At 29.9% G+C, this 19,757-nt stretch carries 20 protein-coding genes; 13 read left to right on the forward strand and 7 right to left on the reverse strand.

Annotated elements, in window-relative coordinates:
• Positions 1–9 precede the first annotated feature (9 nt).
• A complete protein-coding gene (locus Q8S45_RS02515) occupies positions 10–699 on the reverse strand; it encodes a nitroreductase family protein (RefSeq protein ID WP_305600931.1) in 690 nt (229 codons plus the stop codon).
• A 10-nt stretch (positions 700–709) separates the two neighbouring features.
• Positions 710–2,278, reverse strand: a complete 1,569-nt coding sequence (locus Q8S45_RS02520) for a GMC oxidoreductase (protein WP_305600933.1) — start codon at positions 2,276–2,278, stop codon at positions 710–712.
• Positions 2,279–2,420: 142 nt separating this feature from the next.
• Between Q8S45_RS02520 and htpG the strand changes: the two genes are divergently transcribed.
• The 4 genes from htpG to Q8S45_RS02540 all read left to right on the forward strand — a co-directional run bounded on the left by htpG (position 2,421) and on the right by Q8S45_RS02540 (position 6,542).
• Complete coding sequence (gene htpG, locus Q8S45_RS02525; RefSeq protein ID WP_305600935.1) at positions 2,421–4,310, forward strand: molecular chaperone HtpG; 1,890 nt, start codon at positions 2,421–2,423, stop codon at positions 4,308–4,310.
• Positions 4,311–4,450: 140 nt separating this feature from the next.
• Positions 4,451–5,137 carry a hypothetical protein gene (locus Q8S45_RS02530; RefSeq protein WP_305600937.1) on the forward strand — a complete coding sequence of 229 codons (687 nt, stop codon included), beginning with the start codon at positions 4,451–4,453 and terminating at the stop codon, positions 5,135–5,137.
• A gap of 6 nt (positions 5,138–5,143) precedes the next feature.
• Positions 5,144–5,527: an NUDIX hydrolase gene (locus Q8S45_RS02535; protein ID WP_305600939.1), complete on the forward strand. Its 384-nt coding sequence runs from the start codon at positions 5,144–5,146 to the stop codon at positions 5,525–5,527.
• Positions 5,528–5,807: 280 nt separating this feature from the next.
• The gene (locus Q8S45_RS02540) at positions 5,808–6,542 is read left to right on the forward strand and encodes an RluA family pseudouridine synthase (RefSeq protein ID WP_305600941.1); all 735 of its coding nucleotides are present in this window, start codon (positions 5,808–5,810) and stop codon (positions 6,540–6,542) included.
• A gap of 64 nt (positions 6,543–6,606) precedes the next feature.
• Here the strand turns inward: Q8S45_RS02540 and Q8S45_RS02545 are convergent, their stop codons facing one another.
• Positions 6,607–7,395 carry a S1/P1 nuclease gene (locus Q8S45_RS02545; protein ID WP_305600943.1) on the reverse strand — a complete coding sequence of 263 codons (789 nt, stop codon included), beginning with the start codon at positions 7,393–7,395 and terminating at the stop codon, positions 6,607–6,609.
• Positions 7,396–7,507: 112 nt separating this feature from the next.
• Here Q8S45_RS02545 and Q8S45_RS02550 point away from each other — a divergent pair, with 112 nt between their 5' ends.
• The 5 genes from Q8S45_RS02550 to Q8S45_RS02570 all read left to right on the forward strand — a co-directional run bounded on the left by Q8S45_RS02550 (position 7,508) and on the right by Q8S45_RS02570 (position 10,235).
• Positions 7,508–8,368 carry an SPFH domain-containing protein gene (locus Q8S45_RS02550; protein WP_305600944.1) on the forward strand — a complete coding sequence of 287 codons (861 nt, stop codon included), beginning with the start codon at positions 7,508–7,510 and terminating at the stop codon, positions 8,366–8,368.
• Between the two features lie 78 nt (positions 8,369–8,446).
• Entirely contained in the window at positions 8,447–8,614 is a 168-nt protein-coding gene (locus Q8S45_RS02555; RefSeq protein WP_305600945.1) for a DUF4177 domain-containing protein, read from the forward strand.
• Between the two features lies 1 nt (position 8,615).
• Positions 8,616–9,128 (forward strand): hypothetical protein, encoded by a 513-nt coding sequence (locus Q8S45_RS02560; RefSeq protein ID WP_305600947.1) that lies wholly within the window; start codon positions 8,616–8,618, stop codon positions 9,126–9,128.
• Entirely contained in the window at positions 9,118–10,065 is a 948-nt protein-coding gene (locus Q8S45_RS02565) for a carboxylesterase (protein WP_305600949.1), read from the forward strand. The genes Q8S45_RS02560 and Q8S45_RS02565 overlap by 11 nt, the downstream gene beginning before the upstream one ends.
• Positions 10,066–10,067: 2 nt before the next feature.
• Positions 10,068–10,235 carry an Arc family DNA binding domain-containing protein gene (locus Q8S45_RS02570; protein ID WP_305600951.1) on the forward strand — a complete coding sequence of 56 codons (168 nt, stop codon included), beginning with the start codon at positions 10,068–10,070 and terminating at the stop codon, positions 10,233–10,235.
• 67 nt (positions 10,236–10,302) lie between these two features.
• On the opposite strand, the gene Q8S45_RS02575 is transcribed toward Q8S45_RS02570, so the two are convergent.
• Positions 10,303–12,483, reverse strand: coding sequence for a S46 family peptidase (locus Q8S45_RS02575; RefSeq protein ID WP_371132968.1), 2,181 nt, complete (start codon positions 12,481–12,483; stop codon positions 10,303–10,305).
• A gap of 26 nt (positions 12,484–12,509) precedes the next feature.
• Entirely contained in the window at positions 12,510–14,714 is a 2,205-nt protein-coding gene (locus Q8S45_RS02580) for a S46 family peptidase (protein ID WP_371132969.1), read from the reverse strand.
• Between the two features lie 97 nt (positions 14,715–14,811).
• Between Q8S45_RS02580 and Q8S45_RS02585 the strand changes: the two genes are divergently transcribed.
• The 4 genes from Q8S45_RS02585 to Q8S45_RS02600 all read left to right on the forward strand — a co-directional run bounded on the left by Q8S45_RS02585 (position 14,812) and on the right by Q8S45_RS02600 (position 18,106).
• The gene (locus tag Q8S45_RS02585) at positions 14,812–16,113 is read left to right on the forward strand and encodes a DUF819 domain-containing protein (RefSeq protein WP_305600981.1); all 1,302 of its coding nucleotides are present in this window, start codon (positions 14,812–14,814) and stop codon (positions 16,111–16,113) included.
• 53 nt (positions 16,114–16,166) lie between these two features.
• The gene (locus Q8S45_RS02590) at positions 16,167–16,862 is read left to right on the forward strand and encodes a DUF4369 domain-containing protein (RefSeq protein ID WP_305600953.1); all 696 of its coding nucleotides are present in this window, start codon (positions 16,167–16,169) and stop codon (positions 16,860–16,862) included.
• 111 nt (positions 16,863–16,973) lie between these two features.
• Positions 16,974–17,468 carry an RNA polymerase sigma factor gene (locus Q8S45_RS02595; RefSeq protein ID WP_305600955.1) on the forward strand — a complete coding sequence of 165 codons (495 nt, stop codon included), beginning with the start codon at positions 16,974–16,976 and terminating at the stop codon, positions 17,466–17,468.
• 2 nt (positions 17,469–17,470) lie between these two features.
• Entirely contained in the window at positions 17,471–18,106 is a 636-nt protein-coding gene (locus Q8S45_RS02600; RefSeq protein ID WP_305600957.1) for a hypothetical protein, read from the forward strand.
• Between the two features lie 15 nt (positions 18,107–18,121).
• On the opposite strand, the gene Q8S45_RS02605 is transcribed toward Q8S45_RS02600, so the two are convergent.
• Positions 18,122–18,580, reverse strand: coding sequence for a DUF4442 domain-containing protein (locus Q8S45_RS02605; RefSeq protein ID WP_305600959.1), 459 nt, complete (start codon positions 18,578–18,580; stop codon positions 18,122–18,124).
• Between the two features lie 68 nt (positions 18,581–18,648).
• Positions 18,649–19,752: a hybrid sensor histidine kinase/response regulator gene (locus Q8S45_RS02610; protein WP_305600961.1), complete on the reverse strand. Its 1,104-nt coding sequence runs from the start codon at positions 19,750–19,752 to the stop codon at positions 18,649–18,651.
• Between the last annotated feature and the right edge of the window lie 5 nt (positions 19,753–19,757).

Consider the following 19,757-nt stretch of genomic DNA (forward strand, 5'->3'; position numbering starts at 1 on the left):
CTGCCTTTTTTAATATAATTCCATAACGTCATTTAGAGCTTTTCGCTCAATATCAGGCACATACGTTTTTTCTGCCTCATACCCAACAGGTAACACTAAAAAAGCACGTTCATTTGATGGTCTGTTTAATATTTTTTCTAAAAAACGCATTGGACTTGGAGTATGTGTTAATGTAACTAAACCTGCATTATGAATGGCAGAAATCAAGAAACCGCAAGCTAAACCAACCGATTCATTTACATAATAATTTTGACATTTTTCACCATTACCATCAACTTCATAAGGTCTTTTAAAAACAATAATTAAATAAGGAGCCTTTTCCAAAAAAGGTTTATTGGCATCTGTGCCCAAATGTTTTAAATCGTCTAACCATTCATCACTCATTCTTTCTTCATAACTTTTTTGTTCTTCTACTTCAGCAGCTATTCTGATTTTCTTTTTAATTTCTGGGCTTTTTACAACACAAAACGTCCAAGGTTGCTTATTAGCACCTGAAGGTGCTGTAGATGCTGTTTTAATGATATTTTCAATAATTTCAAAAGGAACAGGTTTATCAGAAAAATCGCGAATAGATCTTCTTTGGTTATTATAATTGAAAAAATCAGATGCTCTTTTAATCATTTCATTTTCATCAAATTTTTTTTGAATATATCTTATATGTTTATAGCCTTCTATTAATATAAAGTCTTGTTTTTCCATTAAGTAAACGTTAAATTTTAGTGTTTTTTATTGGGATGTTACTCATTGCATATTCAGTAATTGCTGTTATTGTCAATGACGGATTTACTCCAGGATTAGCAGAAATAATACTTCCATCACAAACCATCATATTTTTATAGCCAAAAACGTTACAATTTTTGTCAATTACCCCTTTTGAATTATCTTCTGCCATTACTGCGCCTCCTAAAATATGCGCGGTTGTTGGTATTCCAAACAAAACATCGGTAAAATTAGCGTATGGAATTCCATTCACTTGTTTTGCGAATTTTTTAGCCAATTCTTGAGCTTCCTTAATAAAAGCAGTCGGTGCTTTACCCTGTTCTTTTACCGATTTAAGCTTGGTTATTGTCCCTAATTTAAGTCGTAATGTGCTATCTAAAGTCTGCATAAACAATAATATCGTAGATCGTTTAGCATAATTTTTAGCAAAAATAGTTTTGAAAAGCATAATAGGTTTCACAAAAAATAATCCAAAAATTCCAAAAAATCTGAATAATGCATATTTTGAATACACAAATGGCACCGTTAATAATCTAAAAAAATGTGAATCATCTCCGTAACGTACCACCTCTAAATGGCTATTTTTATCGGCGTGTAAAATAGAACCAATGGCAATTCCTTTATTGTAGTTTGTAGCATTTTTATTAATAGAAGTAACACCTAATAACGATTCGTTATTTGTTCGAACATTACAACCAACCATTTCTGATAGCTTTGGAAGAGATTTTTGTTTTAGTTTTAATAATAAAGGAACTGTTCCTAAAACACCACCAGCAAAAATAATAGCTTTTGTTGTTACTGTATACTTCTCCCTTTTATTAAAACTAGATTTATAATGAATTGTATAACCATCCTCACCATTTAAATTATCAATAGGAATAACATCAAAAACTTCTTTTTCTGCGCTAATTTGTGCTCCAAGTTGCTGGGCTAAATGTAAATAGTTTTTATCTAAGGTGTTTTTTGAGTTAAATCTGCAACCTGTCATACAAGCACCACAAAAAGTACAACCCGATCTGTCTGGTCCTTTTCCACTAAAATAAGGATCTTTTACCTTAACTCCTGGCTCACCAAAATATACCGCTACTTTGGTTGCTTCGAACTGATTTTCTATACCAATTTCTTTTGCTATATTTTGCAATGCTTTATCAGCTTCAAATAAAATTGGATTGACAGACGCTCCTAACATTGAATATGCTGAGGCGTAAAAAGGTGCTAAAATCTGTTCCCAATTATTCAATTTTCCCCAACTTCCACTATTAAAAAACTCCTTCTTTGGTACCGGTAACGTATTGGCGTAGGTTAGGCTACCTCCACCTACACCCACTCCGGACAAAGCCGTCACATGATTTAAAAAGGTCATTTTAAAAAACCCTTTCATTTTAAGTTTTGGTTCCCAAATCCATTTTTTTACTTCAGTATTATTTTTTGGAAAATCTTCTGCCTTAAACCATTTCCCTTTTTCAATAACCAATACTTTATATCCTTTTTCAGACAATCGCAATGCGCCAACTGAGCCTCCAAAACCACTACCTATAATAACATAATCAAATTCCATTGAAAAAAAATTAGCCAAAATCAAATTTTAAGATTGAAAATTAATGTTTTTATTTTAAAAGAAGTGTCAGTTTGTCATAATTTAGTTTTTGGTATTTTTTTTGACAAGTAATCATGTAAATAAAACTTAAAAACTAAAATATATGACTACTGGAAGTATTAAAGTAACTGCTGAAAATATTTTTCCCATCATTAAAAAATTCTTGTATTCTGATCACGAAATATTTTTACGTGAGCTTATTTCGAATGCAACAGACGCAACCTTAAAGTTAAAACATTTATCAACCTTAGGTGAAATTAAAGGAGATATTGGAACTCCTATGATTGAAGTGAAAATTGATAAAGACAAAAAAGAAATACGAATTATTGACCAAGGTATTGGTATGACTGGTGATGAAGTTGAAAAATACATTAATCAAATGGCCTTCTCAGGCGCTGAAGAATTTGTAGAAAAATACAAAGATAAAGTTGAAGACACAGGAATTATTGGCCATTTCGGTTTAGGATTTTACTCTTCTTTTATGGTGGCTAGTAAAGTTGAAATTTTTACAAAATCATTCACAAAAGGTTCAAAAGCAGTTCGTTGGGAATGTGATGGAAGTCCGGAATATACGTTAGAAGAAACAAAAAAAAAAGATAGAGGAACTGAAATTGTATTACATATTGACGATGATTCTTTGGAGTTTTTAGAAAAAAGCCGAATTGAGCAACTTTTAAATAAGTACAATAAATTTATGCCTATTCCAATTAAATTTGGAACTCGTGAAGAAACATTACCATTGCCAGAAGGAGCTGAAAAAGATGCAAAGCGAGAAAAAATTACGGTTGATAATATTGTAAATAATCCTACACCAGCTTGGACTAAAAACCCAACCGATTTAAAAGACGAAGATTATAAAGATTTTTACAGAGAACTGTATCCAATGCAATTTGAAGATCCTTTATTTAATATTCATTTAAATGTAGATTATCCATTTCATTTAACGGGTATTTTGTATTTTCCAAAATTGCATAAAAACTTAGATCCAACCAAAGACAAAATACAATTATATCAAAATCAAGTGTTTGTAACTGATAATGTAGAAGGAATTGTACCAGATTTTTTACAAATGCTTCGTGGAGTTATAGATTCACCAGATATTCCTTTAAATGTTTCCAGATCTTATTTACAAGCTGATGGAGCTGTTAAAAAAATAGCAAGTTACATTACCAGAAAAGTAGCAGACAAATTAATAAGTTTATTCAACAATGATAGAAAATCGTTTGAGGAAAAATGGAACGATATTAAAATCATTATTGAATACGGAATGCTTTCAGAAGATAAATTCTATGAAAAAGCAGATAAATTTGCATTGTATCCAACGGTAGATGGAAATTATTTTACGTTTGCCGAATTGGAAGAAAAAATTAAACCACTTCAAACAGACAAGGATAATAAATTGGTAATTCTATATGCATCTAATGAGAAAAATCAACATAGTTATATAGAAACTGCAAAAGAAAAAGGATACGAAGTTTTATTACTTGATTCGCCAATCATTTCTCATTTAATGCAAAAAATTGAAGGTTCTAAAGAAAACATTCACTTTGCACGTGTTGATGCAGACCATATTGATAATTTGATTAATAAAGATGAAACAAAAATAAGCAAGTTGTCTGATGAACAACTAGATGTTTTAAAACCGTTAATTGAAGAAATTGTGCCTAAAGAAAATTACAGCGTTCAATTAGAGGCATTAGATTCTTCAGCAAGTCCGTTTATTATTACCCAACCAGAATTTATGCGTAGAATGAAAGAAATGCAAGCTTCTGGTGGTGGAGGATTTATGGGAATGGGTAATTTTCCAGATATGTACAATTTAGTAGTAAATACCAACAATGAATTAGTGGTTGAAATTTTAAATACTAAAACCAAAAAGAAACAAGAAAAATTAATTAATCAAGCGTTTGATTTAGCAAAACTTTCACAAGGTTTATTGCAGGGTGAAGCGTTGACTCAGTTTATAAAACGAAGTTTTGAAATGATTAAATAGTCATTATTAAAAAGTTAATTAGATAGTTTAACAAACAATTAATAAAATGCCTCAATAGTAATTGAGGCATTTTTTATTACTTTTACCCAAGAATATTAGCATTTGGCATTTTTATTGTGATATTTTTCAAAATGAATTATATGAAACTTTTTAATTTTAAAAATTTACTATTTACACTTATCCTTTTTGGTACTTTTTCTGTGTACAGCCAAGTAGATACCTCCAAAATTAAAATACTAGATGGAGAAAAAAATATCAAAAAAGGAAATATTCAAATACCAGCGTCTTCTGCAAAAATGAAAATTACTCCTCCTATAGATTTCGATTTAAATATTGACAATAAGATAAATCCAGAAGCTATTTCAAAGTCGTTAAAAAGTACAAATCCAACTATTAAAAATCATAATTTTTTAATGGAAACATTACCAGAAAATAAAGATATTATTGTTAAAAAATATTGGGAAGGAAAAGATGTTACCAACAAAAAATTAGAAAGTAATATGAGTTTAGGAACCATCTCTAGTACTTCTAAAACTGTTCGAATTGAATGTAGAGATCATAGCTATGTTGATGGAGATCGCATTCGTATTTTTCAAAATGAACAAATAGTTAGCACAAATATTGGATTAAAAGGAAACTATTACGTGCTCTATTTAACTTTGGTTCCTGGTTATAATAGAATAGACTTTCAAGCTTTAAATCAGGGACTATCAGGTCCAAATACAGCTGAATTAACAGTTTATGATGAAAACGGAACTGTAATTTCTTCCAAAGAATGGAATTTACCAACTGGCTATACTGCAACACTCGGAATAATTAAAAAATAGTTTAACATGATTCTTGCTGCATCGGGTATTATTTTACAAGATAAAAAGATTTTACTATTACAACGTTCCACATACACACAAAATTACCCTAGTTTTTGGGGTTGCCCTGGCGGAAGAGCAGAAAAAGGGGAAACAGCTGAGCAAAATGTTATTAGAGAAGTTAAAGAAGAATGTAATCTTGAATTTCTACCAACCGAAATTATTAAAACAGGTGTGTGGCAAGATAGAAATTATTACCGTTTTTTAGGCAATTGGTCTGGTACCATTAAAATTCAAGTGGAAGAAGTAACCGATTTTAATTGGTTTACTTATAGTGAAGCTATAAAATTAAATTTTTCTTTTGACTATAAAGAAATTGTGGAACTATTGAAATTTAAAAACCTTCTTTAATCTTCGATTTTAAAACATACCTTTTCATTTTTAACGTTAAAGAAATAAATAAAAAAATTACCTTGTAACTTTATGGTACTTTAAAAGTCTCTTAAATAGACCCTAACCAAAAAATAAAACTATCAAAACTATATCGTCACATACAGCCTCAAATATTGAAAGTTACATTCGATTACAAGATTATGCGACTATTATCTTTAAAGATTTTATTCCTTCAAATAGCGGTATCAAAAAAGCAATTAAAAGAGGGCAAATTCTTGCAAATGGAAATGTGGCACAAATGGGCACGTGGGTTCAAAATGGTTTTGTTTTAGAACTTTTAGAAAGTCCGCAAAAACAACCAAAAATATTTGAGTGCATACTTCCAATTATTTTGGAAGATAACCATATTGCAATAATTAACAAACCTGCCGGATTAATTGTGAGCGGCAATTATTTTAAAACAGTTTACAATGCTTTGCCATTTAACCTTGAAAAAAGCAACTGCATTGACGCGCTCCCCTGGCCAACTCCATTGCATAGATTAGATAGTCAAACATCTGGTTTACTATTAATTGCAAAAACAAAAACAGCCCAAGTTGAGTTACAAAATCAATTTAAAAATAACAGTATTCAAAAAAAATATTGCACTATTGTGGTTGGAAAAGTTCTTACAAATCAAAAAATAACTACCCCAATTGAAGAAAAGGAAGCTGAGACTACATTTGAAATAATAAAAATTATAAAATCTTTAAAATACAACGATTTATCGTGCTTAAAAGTGAGTCCAAAAACAGGAAGAACGCATCAAATAAGAATTCATCTATCATCTATTAATTATCCCATTTTTGGTGATAAACTATACGGAAATTTAGAAAATGTACATGTTGGAAAAGGACTTTTTTTAGCAGCCACCGAACTGACTTTTTTACACCCAAAATCGTTTGAAAAAGTTCATATTAAAATTGATACTCCTCCGAAATTTTTATCCCTTTTAAAAAGAGAAGAAAGACGTTGGAATACGTATAATAAATAGCAAGGTAAAAGGTAAATAATCTTAAAACTACCTTTACATTATATTTTGTTTGAATAACAAGATGTTAAGAAAACAAATCATTCAAAACTTTTGCTAATCTAATACCACTAATTTGTAATTGTGTTCTAGCTAATTCGAAGTTTTCGTACATATAATTATAACCCAATTTTTCGCCAACCTCTACCGAACCATATACTTTTATAGTTTTCAATTGCATTTCGTTCACCCAATCTACAACGGTTCCTTGTTGCAAAAATTTGACTTGAGTTTTGCTTATTTTATTTGTGTTATTTGCTAATTCTGTATATGTCATTTTATAATGGTCAATCATTTGGCTATCCCATAACCTGTGTAAATTTGTACCATCGCCAAACCATTGTAATTGAATGGTATTACCTCCTTTATCTTCTGCTCTACCAATATGCATAGGTTGGTGTAAATCTCCAATTAAATGCGTGAGTATTTTTAAATGAAAAGCTTTATCTTCCTTAGTCGCATTTTTATCCAATAATACTTGTTTACATTTTTCTATTCCAGTAACTAAATCTCCTTTTTCGTTTTTCTCAGAGTCTTCATATTTTACATTAAAAGGCATATTTATATAATGCCAAGTGTCTATATAATTATACTGTTTATCCGATTTTATATCATCACCAAAAGTTGCTATTATCGCCAAGCTTTGTCCGTCTAATAGTTCAGCAATTTTGCGTTTTGTTTTACTATTAATGTAATTTTCAGCAATTTCTCCAACGGTTCTATGTCCTGTTGAACCCCAATCTGGCGAAGCTGAATTTATATTTATTTGAACACTAAAAAAAGCAATAATGATACAAACAAAGCGAATAGTTTTCATGTTTTAAATTTTTGCTAAGATAAAAAATATTGTTTGAGAAAAATTAGGAAATATCAAAATTTTATATATATCTTTATGATATCAATTTAATATCATTTTTAAAAATAAAATCATGACACAAGAAAAATTAATTAAAGTAACAAATGGCTTTATTATGTTATTTGTTTTAGCATTATTTGTAGCTGGGGGTATATTTGCAATAGTAACTTCTACTATTTTTTTATTTTTTATTTTACTATTTTTAACAATTCTAACAATGCCCGGATTCTTTTTAGTAAACCCAAACACTTCAAAGGTGATTCTCCTTTTTGGTAAATACATTGGTACCGTTAAAGAAAATGGTTTTTTTTGGGCAAATCCATTTTATACTAAAAAAAGCATTTCATTAAGAGCTAGTAATTTCGACAGTGAACGGGTTAAGGTAAATGATAAATTAGGAAACCCAATTATGATAAGCACTATTGCTGTGTGGAAAGTAAAAGACACTTATAAAGCAGCTTTTGATGTTGATAATTACGAGAATTTTGTTCGCGTTCAATCTGATGCTGCCGTAAGAAAATTAGCAAGTTTATATCCATATGATAATTTTGAGGATGATGGGCAAGCTGAAGAAATAACTTTAAGAGCTAGTGTAAATGAAGTAAGTGAAGCTTTAGAAAAAGAACTTTCTGAGCGTTTAGATATGGCTGGTATTGAGGTTTTAGAAGCACGAATAGGTTATTTGGCTTATGCACAAGAAATTGCAAGCGCCATGTTAAAACGTCAACAAGCTACCGCTATTATTGCTGCACGGCATAAAATTGTGGAAGGTGCTGTTAGCATGGTAGAAATGGCGTTGGATAAATTGAGTAAAAATAATGTAGTTGATTTAGATGAAGAACGAAAAGCTGCAATGGTAAGTAATTTAATGGTTGTATTATGTTCTGATAAAGATGCAACACCAATTGTGAATACAGGAACTTTAAACCACTAGAAAATGAGCTTATACATTTTGCATTTAGTAATAACGTTAATAGAATCATTGATATCAATACTTTTTTAATACTCTAAAATGAAAGAATATAAATTCATCAATCAAAAATTCAGCTGGACAGATAGTCAAGAAAAATTTGAAAAAGAATTAAACACATTTGGTAGTCAAGGATGGCGTGTAGTAAACATTTATGGAAGCCAGACTACTCAAGTAACTGCATTATTGGAAAGAGATAAAAACAGGTAAAATGAAAGTATTTATTGAAGAGCAAAAAATGAATCAACCTTTAGTAATTATAGGTTTATCCATTGGGTTTATTGTAGTTGTTGGCTCTCTATATAAAGAATTGGAGCAACTCAAAAGTGCTAACTCTGGAGAGCAAATTGGTGCATTTAGTGGTATAATTGTTTTATCACTGGTGATTTTCTTGTTTGTTTTATTAAAATTAAAAACTAGAATTGACGAAAAAGGAATTTACTATAAATATTTTCCTTTTCATCTTAAATATCAATTTATAGCCTGGAACAATATTTCTAAAATTTCTATTAGAAATTATGATGCTATTTCAGAATTTGGAGGTTGGGGAATAAAATTTAGTTTCAGAAAAAAAAGAGGAAAATCATTTACAACAAAAGGAGATGTTGGATTACAATTAGAGCTAAAAAACGGTAAAAAAATTTTAATTGGGACCCAAAAAAAGGAAGAAATTCAAAGAACAATTGATACTTATAAAGACAAAGTCGCAGTAAATGAATATTAAATTAACATTAATACTAACATTTATTTCAACTTTTGCTGTTGCGCAAGAGAAGTATTATTCTGAAACAGAATTAAGTATTCCCACTAATTCAGTTACTATAAACGGCACCCTTTTAACACCCAATTTTGTAAAAAAAAGTGTATTGTTAATTTTAATCCCTGGGTCGGGCCCAACAGATAGAAATGGAAACTCATCTTTAACAAAAAACAATTCGTTAAAGTTTTTAGCAGAAGGCTTGGCTGAAAATAATATTGCGACGTATCGTTTCGATAAAAGCGTGCTTTCTTACACAAAAGACAATAAAGAAAAAATAGATTATTTAACTTTTGATATTTTTATTGAAGAGATCAAAACTGTAATTCAGCACTTTAAAATGGCTACTACGTATTCAAAAATAATTGTGGCTGGCCATAGTCAAGGAAGTTTAGTTGGAATGATTGCTAGTACAACTGATGTAGATGGTTTTATATCTATTGCTGGAGCTGGAAGAACAATTGATGAAATATTAGTAGAACAAATTTCAAAACAAGCTCCCTTTTTAAAAGATGAAACTGTTAGAATTATAACTGAACTTAAAAAAGGAAATACGGTTGATGAATTTAATCCAATGTTAATTTCCATTTTTAACAAATCTGTTCAACCATTTTTAATATCTTGGATGAAATACAATCCACAAGAGGAACTAAAAAAATTAAGGATTCCTATTTTGATTATAAACGGAACAAACGATATCCAAGTAAGTGTTACAGATGCTGAATTATTGCATGCAGCAAAATCAACTTCTCAACTTCAATTAATCGAAAATATGAATCATATTTTTAAGGAAATTAAGGGTGACTTAAATGAAAATATGCAGTCTTATTACAATCCGGATTTACCAATTATGGATGAATTAACTTCAACTATTTTAAAATTTATAAGTGAAATTAGAATTTAATTATGAGTAAAAAAAAGGCATTTGCCCTACGCATCAATGAAGATATGCTTAAAACTATAGAAAAATGGGCTGCTGATGAATTTCGTTCCACTAACGGTCAGTTAGAATGGATGTTAAACCAATACCTAAAAGATGCTAAAAGATTACCCAAAGATAAAACGCCTGAATAATAGTGTGATAACAAAAAACTCCAAATGAAAATTTGGAGTTTTTTGTTAAAAGATTGTGAACTCTAATTTATTTCTTTTTTGGATGAACCAAAGTCATTTCATCAATTAAGTTTTTAGCACCCGCATATTTATCAATAATAAATAAAACGTATCTAATATCAACTGAAATACTTCTAACTATATCAGCATCAAAATGCAAATCACTCATAGTTCCTTCCCAAGTAGTATCAAAAGCTAAACCAGTTAAATTTCCATGTGCATCTATAACAGGACTTCCAGAATTACCACCAGTCATGTGGTTGGTAGATAAATAATTCACAGGCATTTTTCCGTTTTCGCCGTATGGTCCGTAGTCTTTTGCATGGTATAAATCTTGTAATTTTTGAGGAACATCAAACTCATAATCACCAGGAATATATTTTTCCATCACACCATTTAAATATGTTTTTTCAACATATGTAATTCCATCTTTTGGACTGTAACCTTGCACCAAACCATAATTTACTCTTAATGTACTGTTAGCATCAGGATAAAATCGTTTACTTGGAAAGACTTCCATCAAGGCTTTCATATATTCTTTTTGTACCGCTTCAATTTGAAGATTTAACTCCTGAAACTTTGGCTCAATATTATTGTAAAAAGAAGCATGTAACTCTTTTCCAAAAACATATCCTTTATCTTTATTTATTTTTTTAATAACTTCTTCAGGCGTTCCTGACAATAATTCACTAGCTCCTTGGAAAGTAGTAAGTTTTGAATTTGAATAAATGTCATTTGTTAAGGTTGCAAAATTTACCCCAATAATGTTTTTAGGCAAATAAGCTTTTGGCGATTTATCTGCATATAATTTTACTAATTTTTCAAAAACAGGCTTATCAACCACTGCACTATAATCTTTATAAGTTCCTTCAAAACGACTTATGGTTGATTTTCTAGCATTTTCAAATGCGCTTGCACCACCTTTTATAAAGGCTTGTTCCAATTGATAAACTCTAAAAGTGATACCTAATAATTCAACATTTCGCATAGCTACTTCAGACCAATAGTCACGAGCCAATGAAACGTTTTCAATTTCTTTGTAAAGTCTTTCAAAATCTGATAACAAGGTTTTATAACCTACTAAATCTTTCTCATTAACAATTTTTGTAAAATCTTTTTCAGCATCTCTTTTTAAAGAAACTGCTTTTGTTTGATGAATTCCTTGATTTTCACCAATCCACTTTTTCCAATAATTTGCTATTGAAGCATATTTTGAAGCATATTTAATTTTTATATCGGCATCTTTACGCATATAAGAATCAACTATTTTAAGTGCGTTTTCTCTAATTTCAATTTTCGCAGGATTCAATACATTTACTATTTGTTCAACTCCAACAGCAGGTAAATATTCATTTGTTCTCCCTGGAAAACCAAAAACTAAAGAAAAATCATCCTTTTCAACTCCATCTAATGAAATTGGGAAATAATGATCTGGTTTGTACGGCACATTATCTTTTGAATAATCTGCAGGCTTATTAGCTGCATTGGCATAAATTCTAAATATAGAAAAATCACCAGTATGGCGTGGCCACATCCAGTTATCCGTATCAGCTCCAAATTTTCCAATTGCCGTGGGTGGTGCACCAACCAAACGAACATCCGTAAATGTTTCTGTAACAAATAACATGTATTGATTTCCTTTAAAAAAAGATCTTACAAATGAGTTTTGCCATTCTTCCTTTTGAGCAGCTTTCGCAACTTTTAAAATATTTTGATTGATCAATTTCATTTTATCAGCCTCACTCATTTCCAGAGTAACTCCTACAAAAATATCAACAGTTACATCGTCAATTCTTTTAATAAAAGTGGCACTTAAACCTTCATTGGGTAATTCTTCGCTGTAATTTTTCGCCCAAAAACCATTTTTTAAATAATCATTTTCAACAGATGAATGTGCCTGAATTTCACCAAAACCACAGTGGTGGTTGGTTAATAACAAGCCGTTTGGAGAAATCATTTCTGAAGTACAACCTCCTCCAAAATGAGCAATTGCATCTTTTAAACTTGAATTGTTTACATCATAAATATCTTTTACAGACATTTTCATTCCTAGCTGCATCATCTCATTTTCATTCATTCCTTCTAATAATGAAGGAACCCACATACCGCCTTGAATTGATTTTGTATCGACTTTAGTTGATACTTGTGCTTGCATTTGAAGCGTTAAAAACGCTATGGCTATTATTATATAAAATTTTATTATTTTCATTGGTTTAAAATATATTTAGATTCGGATTATTTTTTTGGGTGAACTAGTTTCATTTCATTAATTAAATTGGTTGCTCCTGCATATTTATCAACAATAAATAAAACATATCGGATGTCTACCATAATATTTCTACAAATATCAGGGTCGTAATTCATATCACTCATCGTTCCTTCCCACACTCTATCAAAATTTAATCCTATTAAATTTCCATGAGCATCAATTGCTGGACTGCCAGAATTACCACCTGTGGTATGGTTTGTACCAATAAAATTAACAGGCATTTTACCATTTTCTGCATATGGCCCAAAATCTTTAGCATTATATAAATCAATTAATTTTTGAGGAATACTAAACTCATAATCCCCTGGAATATATTTCTCCAATACACCATCTAAGTATGTTGTTGAATTGTAATATATACCATCTGCAGGCTCATACCCTTTTACTTGCCCGTAAGTAACTCTCAAAGTGCTATTTGCATCTGGAAAAAATCTTTTGGTTGGAAATACTTCCATTAATCCCTTCATATATTTTTTCTGAATGGCCTCTATTTCCAAATTTAGCAATTGAAATTTAGGTTCAACGGTAGTATAAAACATAGTGTGCAATTCCTTTCCAAAGGCATATCCTTTATCTGCATTTATTTTTTTAATTACTTCCTCTGGCGAACCTGTTAGTAATTCCTGAACACCTTTTAATGACGTTAATTTAGATTTTGTGTAAATGTCATTTGTAATAGTAGAAAAATTCGATTTCAACATAGTTGCCGGCAAATATTCTTTTGGAGATTTTTGAGCGTAAATAGTAACCAATTTTTCAAAAACAGGTTTATCAACTGTTGGACTATAGTCTCCATACATAGCTTCAAATCTCGATAAGGTTGCTACTTTAGATTTTTCGAATGCTGCTGCTCCGCTCTTCTCAAATACTTGTTCAAGCTGATAAAGTCTAAATGAAAAACCTAATAATTCAACATTTCTTAGGGCAACTTCCGACCAATAATCACGTGCTAAGGAAACATTTTCAATGTCTTTGTAAAGTTGTTCAAAATCAGACAACAATGTTTTATAACCTGCTAAATCCTTTTCCTCAACAATTTTTAAAAATTCTTTCTCCAATGCTCTTTTTTGTTCCACAGCTTTGGACTTTTTAATACCTTGATTTTCTCCAATCCATTTTTTCCAATAATTTGCTGTAGATGCGTATTTAGAAGCATATTTAATTTTAATTTCTTTATTAGTTCTCATGAAAGAATCTGCAATACCAAGTGCATTAGCTCTTAGTTCAATTTTTGCTGGATTCAATAAATCTACAATTTGAGCAACACCAACAGCAGGTAAATATTCGTTTGTTCTTCCTGGGAAACCAAAAACTAATGTAAAATCACCTTCCGAAACACCATCTAAAGAAATAGGTAAAAAATGATTTGGTTTATAAGGAATATTCTCCTTAGAATAAGCTGCTGGTTTATTATTTATATCGGCATAAATTCTAAACATCGAAAAATCCCCAGTATGTCTTGGCCACATCCAGTTATCTGTATCAGACCCAAATTTACCAATTGACGACGGTGGCGCACCAACCAACCTAAGATCATTAAATGTTTCCGTAATAAATAATATGTATTGGTTTCCTTTATAAAATTCTTTCACATTTGCATCTTGCCAAGCTTCTTTTTGCGCCAGTTTTACAGCGTTCTCCATATTTTTATTTATGATGCTCATTTTAGCAGTTTCAGTCATTTCATCAGAAACTCCAGCAAGAATTAACGAAGTAACATCTTCAATTCTTTTAATAAATGTAACATTCATTGAAGGATTAGGAAGTTCTTCGGCATAATTCATTGCCCAGAATCCATTTTCTAAATAATCGTGTTCTACTGAAGAATGTGATTGAATTGCTCCATAACCACAATGGTGGTTTGTTAATAATAAACCGTTTGGCGAAATAATTTCTGAAGTACAACCGCCATTAAAATGAACAATAGCATCCTTTAAACTAGAATTGTTTACATCATAAATATCTTTAGCAGTCATTTTACTGCCTAAAGCAAACATTTCTTGTTCATTTATACCTTCTAATAAAGATGGTATCCACATACCTCCTTGAATTGCTCTTGTATCAATTTGAGGACTGGTAATTTCTTGTGAAATTTGTATTGTAGCCTCTTGAGCAGTTTTACAAGAAACTATTAAGAGAGCAATTATTAAATAAAGTTTTATAATTCGCATTTTTTTAAATTTTATCGTGCAAATGTATGCAACCCAAAATTCTTTTTTTATGAATAAAGTCATAAAAACGTTATTTTTACCCAAATTCAAAAAAATTATGGACACATCACCATTAATTACACAAGACAGTATTGCATTTGGTATTTTAATGTTTACACTGGGCTTTGTTTTTTATACTTCAACTAGTAAAATTTCTGCTTGGGAAAAATTTTATAAAGTTATTCCTGCTTTATTAATGGCGTACTTATTACCCGCAATTTTTACTTCAGCAAAAATAATAGCGCCAGAATGGGAAACACAAAATGAAGCAGGTGAAATAATTAAACATGAATCTAGCTTGTACTACATTTCCAGTAGATTTTTATTACCCGCAGCTTTAGTTTTAATGACATTAAGTATAGATTTAAAAGGAATTTTTAACTTGGGACCTAAAGCATTAATAATGTTTTTAACAGGGACTTTAGGTATTATTATTGGCGGACCAATTGCTATTTTAATTATTTCAGCATTTTCGCCAGAAACAGTTGGTGGTGTTGGGCCTGATGCCGTTTGGAGAGGTTTAGCTACTTTGGCTGGTAGTTGGATTGGTGGAGGAGCAAACCAAGCCGCAATGTTAGAAATTTACGAATACAATCCTAAAAATTATGGAGGAATGGTTTTGGTTGATATAGTTGTTGCAAATATTTTAATGGCAGCCATTTTAATGGGAATTGGTAAATCGGAAAAAATTGATAAATGGTTAAACGCAGATAATTCGGCAATTGAAGAATTAAAAGAAAAAGTATCTACGTATGCCTCCAAAATTACCATTAACCCAACATTATCCGATTTAATAATTATTTTGTCAATTGCATTTACTGTAGTTAGTATTTCTCATTTTGGTGCAGATATAATATCATCCTTTTTATTGACAAATTTTGAATCGGTTAGCGATAAATCTTCGGCATTGTCTTCATTTGGATCTCAGTTTTTTTGGATGATTAGTATTGCAACAATTGTTGGAATTATGCTTTCATTCACAAAACTAAAAAAATATGAAGGTGCTGGAGCAAGTAAAATTGGAAGTGTATTTATTTACATTTTAGTTGCCACTATTGGTATGAAAATGGATTTGAGTAAAATATTAGATAATCCAGGTTTAATTCTTATAGGTTTAGTTTGGATTTCTACTCATATTATTTTGCTTGTTATTGTTGCTAAAATAATTAAAGCACCTTTCTTTTTCTTGGCTGTTGGTAGTCAAGCAAATGTTGGTGGTGTAGCTTCTGCTCCTATTGTAGCTTCTGCATTTCATCCATCATTAGCATCAGTCGGTGTTTTACTTGCTGTTTTTGGTTACGTAATTGGAACTTATGGGGCAATGTTAACCGCAGAATTAATGCGAATTGTATCGCCCTAAACGTTATGTTTATTTGAATAAATATTCGATATTAGCTGACTTAAACTTTTAAAATGAAAAAATTAATTAGCCTTTTAACTTTCGTTGTATTCATTATATCTTGCCAGTCAGATTCTATAGGAAATATGATTGTTACTGGAAAAATTGAAGGTCTAAAAAAAGGAACTTTATACTTACAAAAACAACAAGATACTGTTGTTATTTCAGTTGATTCTATGCAGATGGATGGATCTGAATCATTTAAACTTTCTGATCAGCTTGAAAATCCTGAAATGTATTATTTAACATTAAATAATAATGAAGTTGAACAAATTTTATTTTTTGGTGAAGCTGGAGAAATTACAATAACTTCAAAATTATCTAAATTTGCAACCGCTGCTAAAATAACTGGTTCTAAAAATCAACTTCTTTTTGAAGAACATAAAGCAATGATTCAAAAATTTAATGGGAAACAATTAGATTTATTTAAAGAAAAATTTGATGCCCAAAAAAGTAATAATACTGAATTGGCACTTCAACTTGCAGAACAAGAAACAAACCTCATTAAAAAAAAATATCTATACTCAACTAATTTTGCAGTAAATAATGCGGATTATGAAGTAGCAGCTTTTGTAGCTTTATCTGAATTATACAATGCAAATGTGAAATTATTAGATACCATTAATAATTCTTTATCTGCTAAAGTTAAAAAATCTAAATATGGTGTTGAATTGAACAAGTTTATAAAAACAATTAAAGCATCTGAATAACTAATTATTTTATAAATATAAAATAAATGACCTTAGTTGCATTTTTATTTTGACAGCTTTGTAACTTTCTCGAAATACTAAAGACTAATAACTCGATCTTTAACTAGAACTGTGACCAAAGAACTAGAGAAACAATTTATATCTGAATTTCACGACCATCAGAATATCATACATAAAGTGTGCAGTATTTACACATCTGATAAAGAATCACATAACGATTTATTTCAAGAAATTACCATCCAATTATGGAAAGCATATCCGACATTCAGAGGCGATTCAAAATTAAGTACCTGGATGTATCGTGTTGGACTAAATACAGCTATAACCCTATTCAGAAAATCTAAAAGACAAGTTCAAACACAAGATTTTGATGCCGTTTTATATAGAATAAAATCAACCGAATATGACCCTACACAAGAGGAACAATTAAGTGTTATGTACAAAGCAATTCAGCAATTATCTGATATTGATAAAGCACTTATATTTTTGTATTTAGAAGATAAAAATTACAAAGAAATATCTGAAACAATGGGTATTTCAGAAGTAAATGCACGCGTAAAAATGAATAGAATTAAAACGCGACTTAAAACCATTTTAAATCCGTAATTATGGATGAATTAGAATTATTAAAAAAAGATTGGCAGCAGCGTAAACAAGTTTACCCAAATTTGTCACATACTGATATTTACAATCTATTACACAAAAAATCTTCTTCAATTGTTAAATGGATTTTTATTATTGGAATTGCTGAATTTATTTTTTGGGGAGTTTTAAATTTATTTATTCCTGATAGAATTTTTGATATTTATGATCAACTTCATTTAAAAAAGATATTGAGCTATTCTTACATATTCCATTATACCGTGAGCATTGTTTTTTTATATTTATTTTATAATAATCATAAAGCCATAAGAGTAACTGACTCTACCAATAATCTAATGAAAAATATTATTAAAACACGTAAAACAGTTAATTTTTATGTGTACTATAACATTGGGTTGTATGTAATTTTATCAGTAGTTTTTAACATAGTACTGTTTTCAGATGTTGATTTGCTTTTACAAGTAATGACTCCAGAAAAATTAAATATCGATCAATCTAAATTTTTTAATATGTTTTTAATTACACAAATAATAGTTTTGGTAGTAATGTGCGGATTATTATATCTTTATTACAGAATTATTTACGGAATCCTATTGAGAAAATTAAACAAAAATTATAACGAATTGGAATCTCTGGAATAAGAAATCTAAAAAAAATTAATTGGATTTCAGTTTTACACTCCATTCAAACTCATAACTTGAAACAAGTTCACCCATTTCATTGGTTCCAACAGATTTCATTGTAATTGTTTGGCCTTCGCCTGTTTCAATAGTTCTTTTTAAAGCTAGGTCAATTAAAGGTCCATCATTACAAGTAAATGAAATTAAGCCAACTGCTTTTTTAGAAAATGAACCATTATGGTTGGTTACTAGCATAGATATTTTTTTTCCACTTTCTTTAATTTTTTTTATTACAATAGCACCTGTAGAAAGTTCCGCAGCCATAGATTGAACAGCAAAATACATAGAATTAAACGGATTTTGATTTATCCATTTATACCTCACTGTAACAACGGATTTTGAGCCATTTAATTCACGTAATTTTACACCACATAAATATGCCGACGGTAATTTGAACATTAAAAATTTGTTCATTTTAGTAACTGTAACCTCCATATAAAATATTTTGGGACAAGTTAAAAAAAATCAGTTGAAGTAATCTATTTAATATTAAAAAATCATTATTAATTTGCCATATCTAAAGTAAAAACAAAATCACTTCCAACATTTGGTTCACTTTCCACACGAATAGTTCCATTATTCTGATTTATAAATTCCTTACAAAGAATTAATCCTAAACCAGTACCTTTTTCATTATTAGTGCCTTGTGAGGAATAATTATTTTCAATTCTGAAAAGTTTTGAAATATCTTCTTCACTTATTCCAATACCTGAATCCTTTATGGATGTTTCAATAACAGTTTTATCATCAATTACTTTAATACCTGAAGAAATTGAAATAACACCTCCTTTGTCTGTGAATTTAATAGCATTTGAAATTAAATTTCTAACTACTGTTGAGATCATTTTTTCATCAGCAAAAACTTTTAAGTTATCACCTAAACTCATTTCAAAATTAATACCTTTTGCTATCGCCTGAGAATAATGACCCTTCATAGTATCGTCCAATAATGTATTTAAGTTTACATTATTTTTAACTGAGGTTAAACTTCCTTGTTGCATTCTAGCCCACTCCAATAAGTTTTGAAGAATTTCAAGAGAGAAATTTGCTGCTTCATAAATATGTTTAAGATAGATTCGCATTTTTTCTTGATCTAAATCGTCTATATCTTCTAAAAATAGTTCTGATAACCCAGAAATACTGCTAATCGGATTTATTAAATCGTGAGAAATTATTGAGAAAAACTTATCTTTCGTAGCATTTTGACGAAATAATTCTTCAGTTTGGCATTTTAGTTTAATGTGAGTTTTTATACGAGCTAAGAGCTCGTCAGTATTAAAAGGTTTTGTAATAAAGTCAACTCCTCCAGCTTTAAACGCTTTTTTAATACTTTCAGAATCTGTATTTGCAGTTAAAAAAATTACTGGAATCTTTGCATTTATGGTATTCTCTTTAATTTTAATACATGTTTCAAAACCATCCATTTCAGGCATCTGAATATCTAGTAATATTAAATCCGGAGTAATTTTTTCTAAAATGCCTAAAGCAGCCATTCCACTTTTTGCCATTCTAAATTCGTACCCTTTTTCAGATAAAACACCACCTAAAACTTTTAAATTATTAGCATTATCATCTACAATTAGAATTGTATATATTTGATTTTCCATAACTT

The sequence above is a fragment of the Lutibacter sp. genome (assembly GCF_030692605.1).
Taxonomy (GTDB): Bacteria; Bacteroidota; Bacteroidia; order Flavobacteriales; family Flavobacteriaceae; genus Lutibacter.

Excerpts from the sequence above, each read along its gene's own strand:
- Q8S45_RS02515 (WP_305600931.1), bottom strand. The coding sequence starts at position 699 with ATGGAAAAACAAGACTTTATATTAATAGAAGGCTATAAACATATAAGA.
- Q8S45_RS02520 (WP_305600933.1), bottom strand. The coding sequence starts at position 2,278 with ATGGAATTTGATTATGTTATTATAGGTAGTGGTTTTGGAGGCTCAGTT.
- htpG (WP_305600935.1), top strand. The coding sequence starts at position 2,421 with ATGACTACTGGAAGTATTAAAGTAACTGCTGAAAATATTTTTCCCATC.
- Q8S45_RS02530 (WP_305600937.1), top strand. The coding sequence starts at position 4,451 with ATGAAACTTTTTAATTTTAAAAATTTACTATTTACACTTATCCTTTTT.
- Q8S45_RS02535 (WP_305600939.1), top strand. The coding sequence starts at position 5,144 with ATGATTCTTGCTGCATCGGGTATTATTTTACAAGATAAAAAGATTTTA.
- Q8S45_RS02540 (WP_305600941.1), top strand. The coding sequence starts at position 5,808 with ATGGGCACGTGGGTTCAAAATGGTTTTGTTTTAGAACTTTTAGAAAGT.
- Q8S45_RS02545 (WP_305600943.1), bottom strand. The coding sequence starts at position 7,395 with ATGAAAACTATTCGCTTTGTTTGTATCATTATTGCTTTTTTTAGTGTT.
- Q8S45_RS02550 (WP_305600944.1), top strand. The coding sequence starts at position 7,508 with ATGACACAAGAAAAATTAATTAAAGTAACAAATGGCTTTATTATGTTA.
- Q8S45_RS02555 (WP_305600945.1), top strand. The coding sequence starts at position 8,447 with ATGAAAGAATATAAATTCATCAATCAAAAATTCAGCTGGACAGATAGT.
- Q8S45_RS02560 (WP_305600947.1), top strand. The coding sequence starts at position 8,616 with ATGAAAGTATTTATTGAAGAGCAAAAAATGAATCAACCTTTAGTAATT.
- Q8S45_RS02565 (WP_305600949.1), top strand. The coding sequence starts at position 9,118 with ATGAATATTAAATTAACATTAATACTAACATTTATTTCAACTTTTGCT.
- Q8S45_RS02570 (WP_305600951.1), top strand. The coding sequence starts at position 10,068 with ATGAGTAAAAAAAAGGCATTTGCCCTACGCATCAATGAAGATATGCTT.
- Q8S45_RS02575 (WP_371132968.1), bottom strand. The coding sequence starts at position 12,483 with ATGAAAATAATAAAATTTTATATAATAATAGCCATAGCGTTTTTAACG.
- Q8S45_RS02580 (WP_371132969.1), bottom strand. The coding sequence starts at position 14,714 with ATGCGAATTATAAAACTTTATTTAATAATTGCTCTCTTAATAGTTTCT.
- Q8S45_RS02585 (WP_305600981.1), top strand. The coding sequence starts at position 14,812 with ATGGACACATCACCATTAATTACACAAGACAGTATTGCATTTGGTATT.
- Q8S45_RS02590 (WP_305600953.1), top strand. The coding sequence starts at position 16,167 with ATGAAAAAATTAATTAGCCTTTTAACTTTCGTTGTATTCATTATATCT.
- Q8S45_RS02600 (WP_305600957.1), top strand. The coding sequence starts at position 17,471 with ATGGATGAATTAGAATTATTAAAAAAAGATTGGCAGCAGCGTAAACAA.
- Q8S45_RS02605 (WP_305600959.1), bottom strand. The coding sequence starts at position 18,580 with ATGGAGGTTACAGTTACTAAAATGAACAAATTTTTAATGTTCAAATTA.
- Q8S45_RS02610 (WP_305600961.1), bottom strand. The coding sequence starts at position 19,752 with ATGGAAAATCAAATATATACAATTCTAATTGTAGATGATAATGCTAAT.